The sequence below is a fragment of the Burkholderia sp. AU17457 genome, assembly GCF_002223255.1.
GTDB classification, from domain to species: domain Bacteria; phylum Pseudomonadota; class Gammaproteobacteria; order Burkholderiales; family Burkholderiaceae; genus Burkholderia; species Burkholderia sola.
In genome coordinates, this window is the sequence record NZ_NKFB01000005.1 from 1,689,823 (window position 1) to 1,704,683 (window position 14,861).

Here is a 14,861-nt window from a genome sequence, read left to right on the forward strand (position 1 = left end):
CGGCACGCGTCAGGTCAGGACGGCAGCCGCCGCGCGGCGAGATACGCGAGCTGCGCGCGGTTCTGTACGTTGAACTGCTTTTCCAGCGAGCGGATATGGTGCCCGACCTTGTGCAGCGACGTACGCAGCGCGCTCGCGATCTCCTGGTCGGACAGCCCGTGCACGAGCCGGTCGAGCACCTGCTGCTGCTCGTCGCCGAGCGCGAAGCCGCGCATGCGCGCGACACGCGCCTCGAGGAACGGCAGCGCGACGCGGTGCACGGCAAGACTGACCGACAGCGCGCCGCCGATCACGCGATCGTCGATCCATTCGGTCCCGTGCGTTTCCGACGTCAGGTTCACCGCGACGCGCAGGTCGAGGCGCGGCGCCGACAGGCTGAAGATCACGCCGCTGTTCATTGCGTGCGCACGCAAGTGGCCGGCGAGCGCGAGCACCTTGCGGTCGCCGCTGCCCTGCGCAACCGCCTCGATCTCGTCGAGCCGCCACGCGACCGGGAAGCCGCTCTGCCGCACCTGCGCGAAGCGCGGGTCGCTTTCGTACAGCATCCCTTCGATGAACGGCTGCATGAACGTCGCCGGCGCGAGATCGCGCAGCAGATGCGCGCGCAGAATGCGGCGCCCGATCATTTCGTACGCGCCGTAGCCGAGCGTGCTGAAGCCGATTTGCCGCAATCGCGCATGGCATTGCGCGAAATCGAATGACGCAAGGTCGGTTTTACCTGGCGCTATTTGAATACCGGTAAAAACGTCACGCTCGATTGCGTGATATTCGTTCGAATAAGCGGCAGCGGCCGCTATATCGGCTTGTGAGAACCACTCGACGCGTGGTGCGCCGTCAGCATATGTCATGAGGAGCCCGCCCTTTCCCAATATGTGAAACTGCGCCCCGTCACGATCCGGTCTTTTCTTTATGATTTTCTGGTCGTCGTTATATGCGTTCGAAGATGAACCTTTCGCCGCCATTAGTATTACGGCATATTACCCACACACCGGCATTTTTGTACAATGCCCCCGCGTTTCGTCAGGGATGACGATCGGCGCAATCACAACGATGCTCGGTCGCACCGCCGCGAATGCCGTACACGATACGGCCGCCGCCAGGCGATGCGCGTCGATTCCGAGGGATGGCTCATGTCCGATATTGCATTGCATGAAGAAGCGGTCGCCCCAACCAGCTTGCCGCGCTCGTCGCGCGGATCGAACGCCGGCGCGGACGCGTTGCGCGAGCGCGCCGTGCAGGTCGTCTGGTGCGACGACGTGAAGCGCGGCGACGACGCGCAGCCGCACGCGCCGAAGCTCGGCGTCGCCGATACGCTCGCGCACGCGCAGAGCACGGCCGAGCGCAACCGGATCGTCACGAGCCTGCTGCATCTGACCGGGTTCTCGACGTTCGCGTATTTCGCACTCGAATTCGCGCGCGAGCGCGTCGAAAGTCTCTACCTGCACGAAGCGTTCACGCCGGCCACCTATCGCGGCGACTACGTGCGGCACAGCCACCACGACGTCGATCCGCGCACGCTGGGCGCACGCGTGTGCAACATGCCGATCGTGTGGGACCTGCAGCAGCTGCGCCGCGCGCACCGCGAGCGCGACGACGCGCCGTCGGTGAGCCCGGCCGCGCTCGACGGCTTCCTGCAGACGATGCAGGACGACGGGATGTGCAGCGGCATCATGTATTCGATGGCCGTGCCCGGCACGCGGCTCCACGCGTTCATGAGCTTCACCGCGCCGCGTCGCACGCGCGAATGGATCACGCCGGCAACGATCGAGCAGGCGCTGTCGATCGGGCTGTCGGTCCACAAGTTCGCGTCGCCGCAACTGATCTCGACGTCGCGCGAGCGTGCGGTCAACGGGCTCACGCCGTTCGAGCAGGAGTTGCTGCTCGGCATCGCCGAAGGCGCGTCCGACAAGGAGATCGGCCGGCGCCTCGACACCAGCGCGCACAACGTCGACTATCACCTGCGCAAGCTGCGCAAGCGCTTCGGCGTCGCGAACCGGATCCAGCTCACGTACCTGACGTCGAAGCTCGAGCTGATCTGACACGCGGCGGCGGCGCAACGCCGTTGCGCGTCATCGCCCGCGTAAAACGCACATGCCGGCCTCGCGGGCCGGCATGGACGGGTTGCGGCGCGGTGCCGGGTCCGGCGCCGCTTCCTGGCAGACGATCGCCGTTACTTCAGCAGCGTCATCTGCACGACCTTCACGATCACGAGGCCGACCGCGATCACCAGATAGCCGCGCAGCACCGCCATCCAGATCCGCGTCGCGAGCGTCATGTTCTGCGACTCGAGCGTGTCGAGCGGCGGCATGCGCCACGTGTCGCGCAGCGAGCGATCGACGGCCGGCTCGACGACGCGCTTGTTGCGGCGAATCAGCACCGTCGCGAGATAGCCGGCGATCGCGAGCACGGTGCCGCCCACCAGCACGTCGACGATCGCTTCGCCGCTGATGTCCGGATACATCACCGACGCGGTCAGGATGATCGACAGCAGCACCAGCACCCAGATCACCGCGCCCGTGAACACGTTGAGCTTCGTCGAGTTGACCCAGGGTCCAAGCACCTGGCGGTCGTTGCACAGCACGAGCAGGAACACCGTCGCGCTCGGCAGCAGCACGCCCGCCAGCGTCTGCACGGCCTCGGTCAGCAGCCCCAGCGGGCTGCCCGGGATCAGCACGAGCGTGGCCGCGGCCGCGACGATGCCGAAATACACGAGATAAAAGCCCTTCGCGTCGGTCACGCCACGGTGCAGCGAGTGGCGAATCTTGAACACGTCGCCGATCGCGTAGGCGGTCGACAGCGACACGGCCGCCGCGCCGATGATGCACGCGTCCAGCAGCGCGACCGCGAACAGCGTCGCGCTCGTGCGGCCCGCATACCGCTCCAGGCCGGCGATGACCCCGCCCGCGTCGGTGAAGTTGCCGGCTTCCGGATGGCCGCCGAACAACGCCGAGCTGAAGCCGATCATCGCGACCGCGCCAACCAGCACGAACGCGATGCCGATCCACAAGTCGGCCTTTTCATATTTCATGAAGCGCGGCGTGATGCGCTTGTCGATCACGTAGCTCTGCTGGAAAAACAATTGCCACGGCGCGACCGTCGTGCCGACGATACCGATCACGAGCAGCATCACGTCCGACAGCTTCGCGTGCGCGGGCCAGTTCGGCACGAAGAAATCGCGCGTCATCTGCGCGACCGGCGGGTGGATCGACACGAGCACCGGCACGAGCAGCAGGCTCAGCACGCACAGCCCGATCGCGAACCGCTCGAAGCGCCGGAAGTCGCCGGTACTGACGGCCGCCATCGTCAAGGCCGCGGCCACGCACACGCCGGCCACCTTCGGCAATCCGAAGAAATCCAGCACGAACGTGATGCCGATGAACTCGGTGACGATGGTCAGTGCGTTGAGCAGGAACAGGTCGATCACACTGAACGCGCCCCAGAACTTGCCGAAGCGTTCGAAGATCAGGCGCGCATGGCCGACGCCCGTGACCGCGCCGAGGCGCAGCACCATTTCCTGGTTCACGTACAGCACGGGCACGAGCAGCAGCAGCGTCCACAACAGCGTCGTGCCGTAGTTCTGGCCGGCCTGCGTATAGGTGCCGAACGCGCCGGCGTCGTTGTCGCCGACCATCACGATCAGGCCCGGGCCGATGATCGCGAGCAGCGTGCGCAGGCGCGCCCACCACGTGCCGCGCGCACCGGTGTCGTGGTGCGAGATCGTGCCGAGCGCACCGCGGATGTCGCCCAGATGGGCTTCGTCGAGTACGGCGTTGCGCTCGACCGCGATCGGTGGAGAGACGTTGGAGGGCGTGGACATGATGTATTCCGTACGGCTAAGGGTTATGCGATTCGATGAGCGTGTGACCTTGGAATGCGCACGGGACGGCCGCTCGAAGGCGGGCGCGCGTGCGCATGCCGAGGCGCGCTCGGCGTTTCTGTTCAGTGGATCAATGCTTTCAGCTGGTTCAGCAGGCGGGAGAACACCCGCGGACGGGCGTCGAGCGTCAGCATCGCGTCGTAGTGGGGGCGCGATTCCGTGACGTGCGGAAGGTTCGACAGCAGAAGGCCGAAGTTCATGGTCTGGCTCCGTGCGGCGACGGCATCGTGCCGGCCGCGTCGTGGGCGCGGGGCCAGTCCGGCGCCTGAACGACGTGTCAGGCTAGGCGGCCGGATTGTCCCCGCGACCCGGGTTCAAAAGGGTCTGCGTATGCAACGGGCATAAGGGACAACTGTCACTGTCGTTCATGGCGGCTCCTGTGCGGTGTTCCGGGGAACACGGTTGACCGCCGTCCGGCGGGCGGGCCGGCATTCGCGCGCCCGGAGAACGGATGCGCGAACGCGGCCGCCTGCCTGGCGGCGGTGAAACCGGGCAGCGCATGCGGGAACGCATCACGCTAACCGGCGCGAATCAGGGTGCACGTAGGGAGTTGCTGCGGCATACTGCTGCGCGCACCGTTTGCCCGGGAGACAAACGGCGGCTTCGATGAGGCGCGGACGTCGGTCGCTCAGGCGGAAATTTCGTTCGAAGATCGACTACTGCAGGCGTCCAAGGCGGCGGCCCCAAGAGTGAAGATGGCGGATTCTATGGACCGCCCGAAAGTGAAGTCAACCCCTTGAAACCCCATTTTTCGAAATAAATTCCCCGCCTGACGCGACTGAAAGATTTGCCCTTGAAATAACGTTCCGAAACCTTTCAGCGCCGTCATCGCGCCACCGCGCGCCGATGCGTGCGAGCAACGGCACGGCACCCTGCCGCGCATCCTTTTCACGATCGCCGGGCGCGCGCGAGAGAGCCCCGCCACGCGGCGACGCGCACGCGACACAGCGCATCTTTCGTGCGTTTTTTGCTTGCGCCGCAGCAAAAGTCGCGACTACAATCCGCCCCAATTCATCAAGGGAGTCCCTCCGTGGACACATGCTCCAGTTGCAGTTCGATGCCGGTCCAGGCCGGCCAAGCCATCGCGAGATAGCAGCCAGACGCATGTCTTTCGCCGCTAGCTCGCATTCGTCGGGTTAGCGCGCGTCCTCCCGGGCCGGCCATCGCCGGTTCGTCAGTCGCACGCTCCGTTATGTTCCATCCTCCGATCGCAGGGTCGCGTCACGCACCCGCGCTCGATCACGTCGTCCGGCGTTCGCCGGGCGGAACGGAGGCAGCGTCATGTTCTTTCAATCGTTCGCGGTCAGACTCAAGCGCGTCGTGCACGTCGCGTGCGACCGCTCTTTTTTCGGCCGCTCGCCGTTCGCGCGGGCATTCGGCCACTGGCGCGGCTGCGCGCTCGCCCACGTGCCGGCGCCGCCCCGTCTGCTCGACTGCGTGCTGATCGCCGCGACGGCCGCCGCGCTCGCGCTCGCCGCGCTGCTGTGCTCGGTCGCGCCACGCGTCGGCTTCGCGCAGGTGTGGCGCGTCGGCGGCTGGCTGCCGTAACCCCCTCTCCGTCCGTGCGGGCCGTCTCGCCATACGCCCCCGCACCCCGTTCCCATTTCTTCAGCGCAACTAATCAAACTGCCAACGGAGCCCAAATGAAGCATCCTCTCGCACCCGTCCCGCGCAAGCGTCGCGTCGATGCGCTCGCCGCGCTGCTGCTGTCGTTCGCCGCCGCACCCGCATTCGCGCAAGCGACGTCTCCCGCCGCAACCGAACCGGCGGCCGGCGCGCGCGATGCGGCCGCCCCCGCGCAACAACAGGCCGCCGATGCTGCCGCGCCTGCTCCCACCGGCTTGTGGGAGCGATCGAACCTGCTCGGCAACATCGGCGGCCTGCGCGACGTGCTCGACGCGCACGGCGTCACGCTGAGCCTGCAGGAAACCAGCGAGTACCTGTACAACACGTCCGGCGGCACGGGGCGCGGCGGCGCATACCAGGGGCTCACGCAGTTCGGTTTCGACGTCGACACCGGCAAGGCGATCGGCCTGCCGGGCGGCACGTTCAACGTGTCGGGGCTGCAGATCCACGGCACCAACCTCACGCAGCGCTACCTGCAGACGTTGCAGACCGCGACCGGCATCGAAGCCAATTCGACCACGCGCCTGTGGGAGCTCTGGTATCAGCAATCGCTGCTCGACGGCAAGGTCGACGTGAAAGTCGGCCAGCAGAGCGTCGACCAGGAATTCATGGTGAGCCAGAACGCGGCGACGTTCATGAACGCGACGTTCGGCTGGCCCGTGCTGCCGTCCACCGACCTGCCGTCCGGCGGTCCCGCGTATCCGCTGTCGTCGCTCGGCGTGCGGCTGCGCGCGAAGCCGGCCGACGCGTGGACCGCAATGGTCGGCGTGTTCGACGGCAACCCGGCCGGCCGCAGCGACGGCGACGCGCAGGTGCTGAACGCGCACGGCACCAACTTCAACCTGCGCAGCGGCGCATTCGTGATCGGCGAAGTGCAGTACGCGCTGAACGCGCCGCCCGCCGATCCGAAGGCGCCGCAACCGGCCGGCCTGCCCGGCACGTACAAACTCGGCGTCTGGTATCAGTCGCAGCACGCGAACGATCCGCGCTACGGCGCCGACGGATTGTCGCTCGCCGATCCGGCGAGCAACGGCACGCCCGCCACGCATCGCGGCAACTACGGCTTCTATGCGGTCGCGGACCAGATGGTGTGGCGGCCGTCGACCGGCAGCCCGCGCTCGGTCGGCGTGTTCGCGCGCGTGATGGGCTCGCCGGGCGACCGCAACATCGTCGATTTCGCGGCCAACGCCGGCGTGACGCTGAAGGCGCCGTTCGTCGGACGCGACAACGACGTCGCCGGCATCGCGATCGGCTACGCGAAGATCGGCTCGCATGCGCGCGGCCTCGACGGCGACACCGGCGCGTACACGACGCCCGGCTATCCGGTGCGCCGCGCGGAGACGGTCATCGAGGCGACGTACCAGTATCAGGTCGCGCCGTGGTGGCAAGTGCAGGCCGACCTGCAGCACTTCTTCCGTCCGGGCGGCGGCATCCCGAACCCGAACGCGGCCGGCGCGCGCATCGGCGACGAAACGGTGGTCGGCGTGCGCACGACGATCACGTTCTGATACCCGCCGCATCAAGACACGGGCCGGTCGGCCGCTTGCGCGACGGTCCGGCCCGTGTGGTTGCTTGCCGTGCGGGCATGCGGCCCGCGCCGCCGTGCGTTACTCGCCGTACAGCCCCAGCAGCTTCAGCGTGACGCCATTGGTCCAGCCGAAGCCGTCCTGCAACGGATATTCGCCGCCCCCGCCGCCGCCCGTGCCGGTGCCCTCGACCACGTACTTCTCGACGAGCTTGCCTTCGGCCGCGTACACCTGCTTCACGTCGGACAGGAAACGCGTGCCGATGTCCTTCGCGAGCGCCGCTTCGCCGTAACGGCGCAGCCCATCGATCGCGATCCACTGCAGCGGCGCCCAGCCGTTCGGCGCATCCCACTGCTGGCCCGTGTTCTCGGTCGTCGTCGCGAGGCCGCCCGGCTGCAGCAGCGTCTTGCGCACTTCGCGCGCGGTCGCCTTCGCGCGCTCCGGCCATGCGACGCCCGCGAACAGCGGATACAGCGCGGCCGCCGTCACGCCGTCGCGCGGCTTGCGCAACTGCCAGTCATAGTCGCCGTAATAGCCGCGACGGTTCCACAGGTAGTGATTGATCGCGGCCGCACGCCGCCCCGCGCGCGCTGAAAAATCGGCCACGCAGGCGATGTCGCGCGTGACCGCGCAGCCCTTCACGATCGTCGTCTCGAGATGGAACATCAGGCTGTTCAGGTCGACCGGCACGATCGACGTCGTGCGGATCGTCGCGAGCGTCTTGCCGTCGCCGAACCAGCGCGAGCTGTAGTCCCAGCCGCTTTCGGCGCCCGCGCGCAGGTCGCGGTACACCTCGTTCGCCGGACGGGACGGCACCGATTTCGCGGTCGTCACGTCCTCGAGATACGACTCGTCGCGCGGCGTGTCGCGCGCATCCCAGTAGCGGTTCAGCACGGCGCCGTCGGGCATCGCGACCACGTTGCGCGTCGCCTGCCCGCGCGGCGTCGTGGTTTCGCCCTGCATCCAGTACGCGTGCTCCTTGCGCAGCGCCGGCAGGTATTTCTGGTAGACCTTGTCGCCTTCGACCCGCGCGGCGAGCGTGACCATGTACGCGAAGAACGGCGGCTGCGAGCGGCTCGCGTAGTACGTGCGATTGCCGTTCGGGACGTGGCCGATCGTATCGATCAGGTATGCGAAGTTGTCGAGCATGTCGTCGACGAGATCCTCGCGCCCCGACACCTGCAGCCCGAGCATCGTGAAATAGGTGTCCCAGTAGTAGCCCTCGCGGAAGCGGCCGCCCGGCACGACGTACGGCTTCGGCAGCGGAATCAGCGAACTGTACGGGGGCGCCGTGGTGCTCGTGCGCGTGAGCTGCGGCCACAGCCAGTCGATATGCTGGCGCAGCGTCTGGTTGGGCGGCGGCGTCACGCCGCCTTCCGGGGGCGGCGTGAAGTGCTGGTCGACGAACGCCTTCAACGAGAAGCCCGGCTGCGATTTCTGTTGCTGATACAACTGCACGATCGTCGCGGGATCGGTATCGGGCGTGGCGTCGACGAAGGTCTTCTGGTCGGGATAGAGCTGCGCGGTTTGCACCGCGACGAACAGGTCGCCGTAGAGCTGGCTCGGCGGCGGCAGCAGCGTGCCGGATGCGGGCGCGGCTGCGGAGGTGGCCGGCAACGCGGCCTGGCTGGCCGCTTGCGCGGCGGCCTGGTGCGCATTGTCGGCCTGCGCGGCGCAGCCGGCGACGGCGAGATAGGCGATGGCCAGTGCGGCCGCCCAGCGCGGACGCGGCGCGGGCGGCGACTGACGCGACGGAAAGCGAGATGCAAGCGGTGCGGCACGACGTGACGTCATGGCGTGTCCCCTCCTTTCGAATGGTGAGTGGATCGGCACGAGGTCTCGTTCGCGCGCGCGTTCGTCTCGATGGCCTTCGATCGATACGCGTCATGTTGTGGTGCGAATGGGCCTGACTGTCGCACGAAACATGCGTGTCAAGCAAGTTTCGATTCGCGCGACTCGCGGAGATAGCCGCGTACCGCTCGCCACGCACGCGCTTCGAGCGCCTCCGCATCGGTCTCGCCGCGCGCACCCGCCGCATCGACGATGCCCTTCACGATCGCGAGCAGATCGTGCGCGACGACGTCGGGTGCAGCGACGCGTGGCGCATCGCGCAGCCCGAGCGCATGCAGCAAGGTCGCGTGGATGCGGTCCGCGACGCGCGCGGTGCGTGCGCCGAGCGGCAAGCGCGCCTCCTCGAAATCGATCAGCCGCGCGAGCACCGGCCGGCGCATCTGGTGCGCGACGGCCCCGCGCACCAGCGTGCGCAGCACGTCGTCGCAGGACGACAGCGCGGCGGCCCGGTCGACGTCGTCGAGCAGATGCGCGCTCTCGCGCTCGACGAGCGCGGCCGTCAGCGCATCGCGGTTCGGAAAGTATTGATAGAGCGAGCCGATGCTCACGCCGGCCAGCGCGGCCACCGCGTTCGTCGTGTAACCGTCGAAGCCGTCGCGCTCCAGAATGCGGGCGGCGGCCTCGACGATCGCGTCGACGGTGGCCACCGAGCGGCGTTGGCGCGGCGCCTTGCGCGGCGACAGCGGAATGCGCGACGACGATTCGGACATGACGATAAGGCGGCTTTCGAATGTGAGCAAGTGCTCATATTCTAGAAACGCACGGCCACGTCGTCAAAAGGAATCGACATGACCGGGCCAGCGTCGATCCCTCGTCGCGGATTCCGACTCGAACGCGCGGTCGACGTACCGTACGACACGCGGTTCGGCGATCACCGTGTCGGCCTCCTGCCTCGCATCGAAGACGCGTGCGCATCGCTACGACGATGCTGCGTTGTTCATCGCCCAGGAGAGGAGCGCACGCTCGCACGTGCGCGGTCGTCCTTTCCGCGCCACCCGCCGGAAAAGACGACTGTTGCAACATGCGGAACAACTGTTGTCGTACGTGACGCAACGGTCACATTGTGGGCATAATGGCGTCTTTACCGCGCGCCCTGCCCATGTCGCCCGTCTTTCTAGCACCGCTCATCGTTGCCTGTGCGTTGTTCATGGAAAGCGTCGACGCGAACATCATCGTCACCGCCCTGCCTGCGATGGCGAGGGACTTCGGGCACAACCCCGTCACACTGAACATCGCGATCACGGCCTACGTGGTCGGCCTCGGCGTGTTCATCCCGATCTGCGGCTGGCTCGCCGACCGCTTCAGCGCGCGTGCCGTGTTCCGCACCGCGATCGGCATCTTCGTCGTCGGCTCGCTGATGTGCGCGGCGTCCAACTCTCTGGGCGTGCTCACGTTCGCGCGCTTCATCCAGGGCGTCGGCGGCGCGATGATGGTCCCGGTCGGCCGCATCATCATCTTCCGCGCGGTGCCGCGCGCCGATCTCGTGCGCGCGATGAACTACCTCGCGATTCCCGCGCTGTTCGGGCCCACGGTCGGGCCGCTCGTCGGCGGCTTCATCACGACCTACCTGCACTGGCGGATGATCTTCTTCATCAACGTGCCGATCGGCATCTACGGGATCTACCTCGCCAGCAAGCACATCGCGAACACGCACGAGCCCGACCCGGGCCCGCTCGACTGGTTCGGCTTCCTGCTGTCGGCCAGCGGCGCCGCGATGCTGCTGATGGGTCTCACGCTGATCGACGGTGCGCTCACGTCACGCTCGAACGCCATCATCATGTGCGCGGCCGGCGCCGCGATGCTCGCGCTGTACGTGCCGTACGCGCGCCGCAAGGCGCGCCCGGTGCTCGACCTCAGTTTCCTGAAGATCCCGACGTACCACGCAAGCGTCGTCGGCGGCTCGCTGTTCCGCATCGGGCTCGGTGCGGTGCCGTTCCTGCTGCCGCTCGCGCTGCAGGAAGGGCTCGGCATGAGCGCGTTCCACTCGGGGCTCATCACGTGCGCGTCCGCGCTCGGCGGCGCGGTCAGCCGCTCGACCGCCACGCATACGCTGCGCCGCTTCGGTTTTCGCACGGTGCTGATCTACAACGCGGCATTCGCGGGCCTCGCGATCGCCGCGTACGGCGTGTTCCATCCCGGCATGGCGACCTGGGCGATCTGGCTGATCGTGCTCGTCGGCGGCATCTTCCCCGCGCTGCAGTTCACGAGCCTGAATTCGATGATCTACGCGGACATCTCGCCGCGCGACGCAGGCCGCGCGACGAGCCTCGGCAGCGTCGTGCAGCAGATGTCGCTCGGCCTCGGCGTGACGGTGGCCGGCCTCGTGCTGCACGTGTCGCACTGGCTCCAGGGTCACCAGACGATGATGTGGTCGGATTTCTGGCCCGCGTTCCTGGTGGTCGGGCTGTGCTCGTTCGCGTCGATTCCGATCACGCGGCGGCTGCCGCCCGGCGCCGGCGACGAAGTCGCGCGCGGCAAGCGGGCATAAGCGGCCGGCGCCGCGGCATGACCCGTCGCGCGGCAATGGATGAAAAACCGGAAAAGCAAAAAAATCAGCGGACATCCACACGGGGCCGGTGCACAGCCGCATGGATGTCCGCTCAGGGCTCCGGGTCTCCCGATGGGGGTCGGGAATCCCGGATTCGCTTCCTGCGTGCCATGGACATATGTGCGTCGGAAGCGGAATCATTGCGCGCATTGATCGTCGCGCCATGAACTGCACTATAGGGAAACTTGCAAAACGCATCTGTCAACCATTGTCAGACGCGTTGCAGCCGCACGTCACACGCGCGCGCCGCTTTCGCGCTAAAGTGGCTCCCGATCGCCACCCTCGACCGTCCCGCCGATGCTCACGCTCTCGCCCGCCGCCGCCCGCGCCCTCCATCTCGCCGCACAGGGCCTGCTCACCCCGCCGCGCCGCAAGGCGACCAAGTCCGACGTGCTCGACACGATCCGCCGGATGGCGCAGTTGCAGATCGACACCATCCACGTCGTCGCACGCAGCCCGTATCTCGTGCTGTTCAGCCGCCTCGGCGATTTCCCGCCGCACTGGCTCGACGAACATCTCGCCGAGGCGCGCCTGTTCGAATACTGGTCGCACGAAGCGTGTTTCCTGCCGATCGAGCAGTTCGGGCTGATGCGCTACAAGATGCTCGATCCGTCGGGGATGGGCTGGAAATATGCGGCCGAATGGCACGAGCAGAATCGTCCGGAGATCGAACGGCTGCTTGCGCGGATTCGCGAGCAAGGCCCGGTGCGGTCGGCCGATTTCGCGCGCGAGGATGGTGTGAAGGGCAACGGCTGGTGGGATCGCAAGCCCGAGAAACGTCACCTGGAAGTGCTGTTCACGACGGGTGACCTGATGGTGTCGGAGCGCCGCAATTTCCAGCGCGTGTACGACGTGCGCGAACGCGTGCTGCCCGACTGGGACGATACGCGCGACCTGCCGCCGCGCGATGCGGTGCTGCCTGCGCTGCTCGACTACACGTGCCGCGCGCTCGGCGTCGTGCGCGCGGACTGGGTGGCCGACTACTATCGGCTGCCGCGCCGTTCGTACCGCGCGGAACTGGAGCAGCTCGCCGAGGCCGGCGACCTGATTCCGGTGCAGATCGACGACTGGAAGGAACCGGCCTACGTGCATCGCTCGCTCGACGCGCTGCTGCCGGCGGCGGCTGCCGACACGCTGCGCTCGACGGTCACGACGCTGCTATCGCCGTTCGACCCGGTCGTGTGGGACCGGCGGCGCGCGTCGACGCTGTTCGGTTTCGACTACACGATCGAGTGCTATACGCCCGAGCACAAGCGGCGCTACGGCTATTTCTGCCTGCCCGTGCTGCATCGCGGCCGGCTGGTGGGCCGCGTCGATGCGAAAGCGCATCGCACGCTCGGCACGTTCGAGCTGAAGGCCGTGCATGTCGAGCCGGGCGTGCGGTTCGGCACCGGGCTCGCGGCCGACGTCGCGAAAGCCGTGAAGAAACTCGCGGCGTGGCACGGCACGCCGGAGGTCACGGTCGCCCACGCGCCGCCGGCCCTCGTGCAGGCATTCGCGCGAGCCTGAACACCGCGTGCCGCTGGCGCGCTAGAGCATGTGCATGCCGGCGTCGATATAGTGCGTGCCGCCCGTGATCGCCCGTGCGCCGTCGCTGGCGAGAAACGCGCAGAACGCGCCGACGTCGTCGATATCCAGCGTGTGATGCAGCGGGGCCCGGCGCGCGGTGTCGTCGAGCAGCCGGCCGAAGTCCGGCAGGCCCGACGCCGCGCGCGTCGGCAGCACGCCCGGCGAAATCGCGTTGACGCGAATGCCCGCGCCGCCGAGTTCGGCCGCCAGGTACCGCACGCTCGCTTCGAGCGCCGCCTTGACCGGCCCCATCACCCCGTAGTTCGCGACGACCTGCTCCGCGCCGAGATAGCTCATCGCCATCAGGCTCCCGCCGCGCGTCATCAGCGGCTCGGCGAGCCTCGCCATCCGGATGAACGAATGGCACGAGGTGTCCATCGCCAACGAGAAGCCTGCCGGCGAACTGTCGACCACGCGGCCCTGCAGATCGGCCTTCGGTGCAAACGCGACCGAATGCAGCACGAAGTCGATCTCGCCCCATTGCGCCGCGATCGCATCGAACACCGCCGCCATCTGGTCGGGCTGCCCGACGTCGAGCGGCATCCGGATCGGCGCGTCGAGTTGCGCGAACAGCGGCTCGACGTGCGGCAAGGTCTTGTCCGACTGCCAGGTCACCGCGAGCGTGGCGCCGGCCCGGCAAAACGCGCGCGCGCATCCCCACGCGATGCTCTGTTCGTTCGCGATGCCGACGACGAGCCCCCGCTTGTGTCGCAACGTCATGTCGCCCCCGTGTCGATCTAGCGCTGCGCCGCGATCCATCGCGCGATGTCGGGCCACACCGTCGTCAGCGTGCGCGTCCCCATGAACAGGCCGATATGGCCGCCCGGCACGAGCCGGCTCTCGATCCGCGACGCGGGCGTCCCGAGAAGATCGCGCGCCCCGAACACCTGCTCCGGCGTCGTGATGTCGTCGGCCTCGCCGGCGAGCAGATAGGTCGGGCACGCGACGTCCTTCAGGTCGAGCGTGCGCCCGAGCGCGACGAACGTGCCCTTCGCGAGCCGGTTCTCCTTGAAGATATGCACGATCGCCTGCAGGTACCAGCGCCCCGGCAGGTCGATCGGGCTTTCGTACCAGTTCGCGAACACCTCGCGCTTGCGCAGGTATTCGGGATCGTCGAGATGCTCGTACAGGTCGACGTGCTCGGCGAGATAGTGCTGGTCGGGATGCATGTTCTTCCAGCCGCGCAACATGAAGCGCCCGCGCATCAGCCCGCCGCCCATCGTGACGAGTTCCTCGTAGAACGACGTCGGATACGTGTGCACCATCCGCTTGATCGGGCCGTCGCCCGCGTCGGTGTCGATCGGCGAGCCGGCCAGCACGAGGCTCGCGACCTTGTGCGGGAAACGCGCCGCATACATCGCGGACATCCAGCCGCCCTGACACAGCCCGACGAGATTCACGCGGCCGCCGAGTTCGTCGACGCACACGTTCAGCTCGGCCAGATACTGGTCGATCTCGAGGTCCTTCATGTCCTCGGTGGCCGAGCGCCAGTCGGTCAGGTACAGACGCGTCACGCCGTGCTCGCGCAGCGTCTGCATCAGGCTCTGCCCCGGCTGGTAGTCGGCGATCATCGCGCTGTGCCCCGCGTACGGCGCATCGACGATCGTCGGCAACCCGTGCGCCGGCGCGGCCGAATAATCGCGAAACGTCATCGTCCGCAGCTCCAGCAACGGCCGGTTCGCCGATGCCAGCGCCGGATGCGCTTCGAAATGGAGCTTCTCCTCTTCCGCGAGGAAGCGGAGATTGCGCGCCGCGATCTCGGAGCCGGCCGCAAACATCGCCGTGGCGGCGGCCATCGGCCAGAAAATCGGCAGCGCGGGGGCGCTGACGGCAGGGGAAGGCGTGTCGCGTGCTGTCATCGGAA

The 14,861-nt window shown here is 67.6% G+C and carries 12 protein-coding genes; 5 read left to right on the plus strand and 7 right to left on the minus strand.

Going from position 1 to position 14,861, the window contains the following annotated elements:
• Nucleotides 1-14: 14 nt before the first annotated feature.
• Nucleotides 15-848 (minus strand): helix-turn-helix transcriptional regulator, encoded by an 834-nt coding sequence (locus CFB49_RS24840; protein ID WP_069617278.1) that lies wholly within the window; start codon nucleotides 846-848, stop codon nucleotides 15-17.
• A 282-nt stretch (nucleotides 849-1,130) separates the two neighbouring features.
• Here CFB49_RS24840 and CFB49_RS24845 point away from each other — a divergent pair, with 282 nt between their 5' ends.
• Nucleotides 1,131-2,039, plus strand: a complete 909-nt coding sequence (locus CFB49_RS24845) for a helix-turn-helix transcriptional regulator (RefSeq protein WP_069617480.1) — start codon at nucleotides 1,131-1,133, stop codon at nucleotides 2,037-2,039.
• A 131-nt stretch (nucleotides 2,040-2,170) separates the two neighbouring features.
• On the opposite strand, the gene CFB49_RS24850 is transcribed toward CFB49_RS24845, so the two are convergent.
• Entirely contained in the window at nucleotides 2,171-3,817 is a 1,647-nt protein-coding gene (locus tag CFB49_RS24850; protein WP_089492582.1) for an NRAMP family divalent metal transporter, read from the minus strand.
• A 122-nt stretch (nucleotides 3,818-3,939) separates the two neighbouring features.
• Entirely contained in the window at nucleotides 3,940-4,077 is a 138-nt protein-coding gene (locus CFB49_RS36450) for a hypothetical protein (RefSeq protein ID WP_176730164.1), read from the minus strand.
• A 1,081-nt stretch (nucleotides 4,078-5,158) separates the two neighbouring features.
• Here CFB49_RS36450 and CFB49_RS24855 point away from each other — a divergent pair.
• Both CFB49_RS24855 and CFB49_RS24860 read left to right on the plus strand, forming a co-directional pair.
• Nucleotides 5,159-5,425 (plus strand): hypothetical protein, encoded by a 267-nt coding sequence (locus CFB49_RS24855; protein WP_069617280.1) that lies wholly within the window; start codon nucleotides 5,159-5,161, stop codon nucleotides 5,423-5,425.
• A gap of 95 nt (nucleotides 5,426-5,520) precedes the next feature.
• Nucleotides 5,521-7,011: a carbohydrate porin gene (locus tag CFB49_RS24860; RefSeq protein ID WP_089492583.1), complete on the plus strand. Its 1,491-nt coding sequence runs from the start codon at nucleotides 5,521-5,523 to the stop codon at nucleotides 7,009-7,011.
• A gap of 99 nt (nucleotides 7,012-7,110) precedes the next feature.
• Here the strand turns inward: CFB49_RS24860 and treA are convergent, their stop codons facing one another.
• Nucleotides 7,111-8,823 carry an alpha,alpha-trehalase TreA gene (gene treA, locus CFB49_RS24865; RefSeq protein ID WP_089492584.1) on the minus strand — a complete coding sequence of 571 codons (1,713 nt, stop codon included), beginning with the start codon at nucleotides 8,821-8,823 and terminating at the stop codon, nucleotides 7,111-7,113.
• Nucleotides 8,824-8,960: 137 nt separating this feature from the next.
• Nucleotides 8,961-9,590, minus strand: a complete 630-nt coding sequence (locus tag CFB49_RS24870) for a TetR/AcrR family transcriptional regulator (protein ID WP_069617283.1) — start codon at nucleotides 9,588-9,590, stop codon at nucleotides 8,961-8,963.
• A gap of 389 nt (nucleotides 9,591-9,979) precedes the next feature.
• Here CFB49_RS24870 and CFB49_RS24880 point away from each other — a divergent pair, with 389 nt between their 5' ends.
• Nucleotides 9,980-11,368 carry an MFS transporter gene (locus CFB49_RS24880; protein WP_069617284.1) on the plus strand — a complete coding sequence of 463 codons (1,389 nt, stop codon included), beginning with the start codon at nucleotides 9,980-9,982 and terminating at the stop codon, nucleotides 11,366-11,368.
• A 357-nt stretch (nucleotides 11,369-11,725) separates the two neighbouring features.
• Entirely contained in the window at nucleotides 11,726-12,937 is a 1,212-nt protein-coding gene (locus CFB49_RS24885; RefSeq protein WP_089492585.1) for a winged helix-turn-helix domain-containing protein, read from the plus strand.
• Nucleotides 12,938-12,958: 21 nt separating this feature from the next.
• Here CFB49_RS24885 and fabI read toward each other — a convergent pair whose 3' ends face one another.
• Together fabI and CFB49_RS24895 are read right to left on the minus strand one after the other, a co-directional pair.
• Entirely contained in the window at nucleotides 12,959-13,717 is a 759-nt protein-coding gene (gene fabI / locus CFB49_RS24890; protein WP_089492586.1) for an enoyl-ACP reductase FabI, read from the minus strand.
• A 17-nt stretch (nucleotides 13,718-13,734) separates the two neighbouring features.
• Nucleotides 13,735-14,856: an alpha/beta fold hydrolase gene (locus tag CFB49_RS24895; protein ID WP_089492587.1), complete on the minus strand. Its 1,122-nt coding sequence runs from the start codon at nucleotides 14,854-14,856 to the stop codon at nucleotides 13,735-13,737.
• Nucleotides 14,857-14,861 lie beyond the last annotated feature (5 nt).

Bases quoted from the DNA above. Each gene is read 5' to 3' on its own strand.
- CFB49_RS24840 (WP_069617278.1), bottom strand. From the start codon at position 848: ATGACATATGCTGACGGCGCACCACGCGTCGAGTGGTTCTCACAAGCC.
- CFB49_RS24845 (WP_069617480.1), top strand. From the start codon at position 1,131: ATGTCCGATATTGCATTGCATGAAGAAGCGGTCGCCCCAACCAGCTTG.
- CFB49_RS24850 (WP_089492582.1), bottom strand. From the start codon at position 3,817: ATGTCCACGCCCTCCAACGTCTCTCCACCGATCGCGGTCGAGCGCAAC.
- CFB49_RS36450 (WP_176730164.1), bottom strand. From the start codon at position 4,077: ATGAACTTCGGCCTTCTGCTGTCGAACCTTCCGCACGTCACGGAATCG.
- CFB49_RS24855 (WP_069617280.1), top strand. From the start codon at position 5,159: ATGTTCTTTCAATCGTTCGCGGTCAGACTCAAGCGCGTCGTGCACGTC.
- CFB49_RS24860 (WP_089492583.1), top strand. From the start codon at position 5,521: ATGAAGCATCCTCTCGCACCCGTCCCGCGCAAGCGTCGCGTCGATGCG.
- treA (WP_089492584.1), bottom strand. From the start codon at position 8,823: ATGACGTCACGTCGTGCCGCACCGCTTGCATCTCGCTTTCCGTCGCGT.
- CFB49_RS24870 (WP_069617283.1), bottom strand. From the start codon at position 9,590: ATGTCCGAATCGTCGTCGCGCATTCCGCTGTCGCCGCGCAAGGCGCCG.
- CFB49_RS24880 (WP_069617284.1), top strand. From the start codon at position 9,980: ATGTCGCCCGTCTTTCTAGCACCGCTCATCGTTGCCTGTGCGTTGTTC.
- CFB49_RS24885 (WP_089492585.1), top strand. From the start codon at position 11,726: ATGCTCACGCTCTCGCCCGCCGCCGCCCGCGCCCTCCATCTCGCCGCA.
- fabI (WP_089492586.1), bottom strand. From the start codon at position 13,717: ATGACGTTGCGACACAAGCGGGGGCTCGTCGTCGGCATCGCGAACGAA.
- CFB49_RS24895 (WP_089492587.1), bottom strand. From the start codon at position 14,856: ATGACAGCACGCGACACGCCTTCCCCTGCCGTCAGCGCCCCCGCGCTG.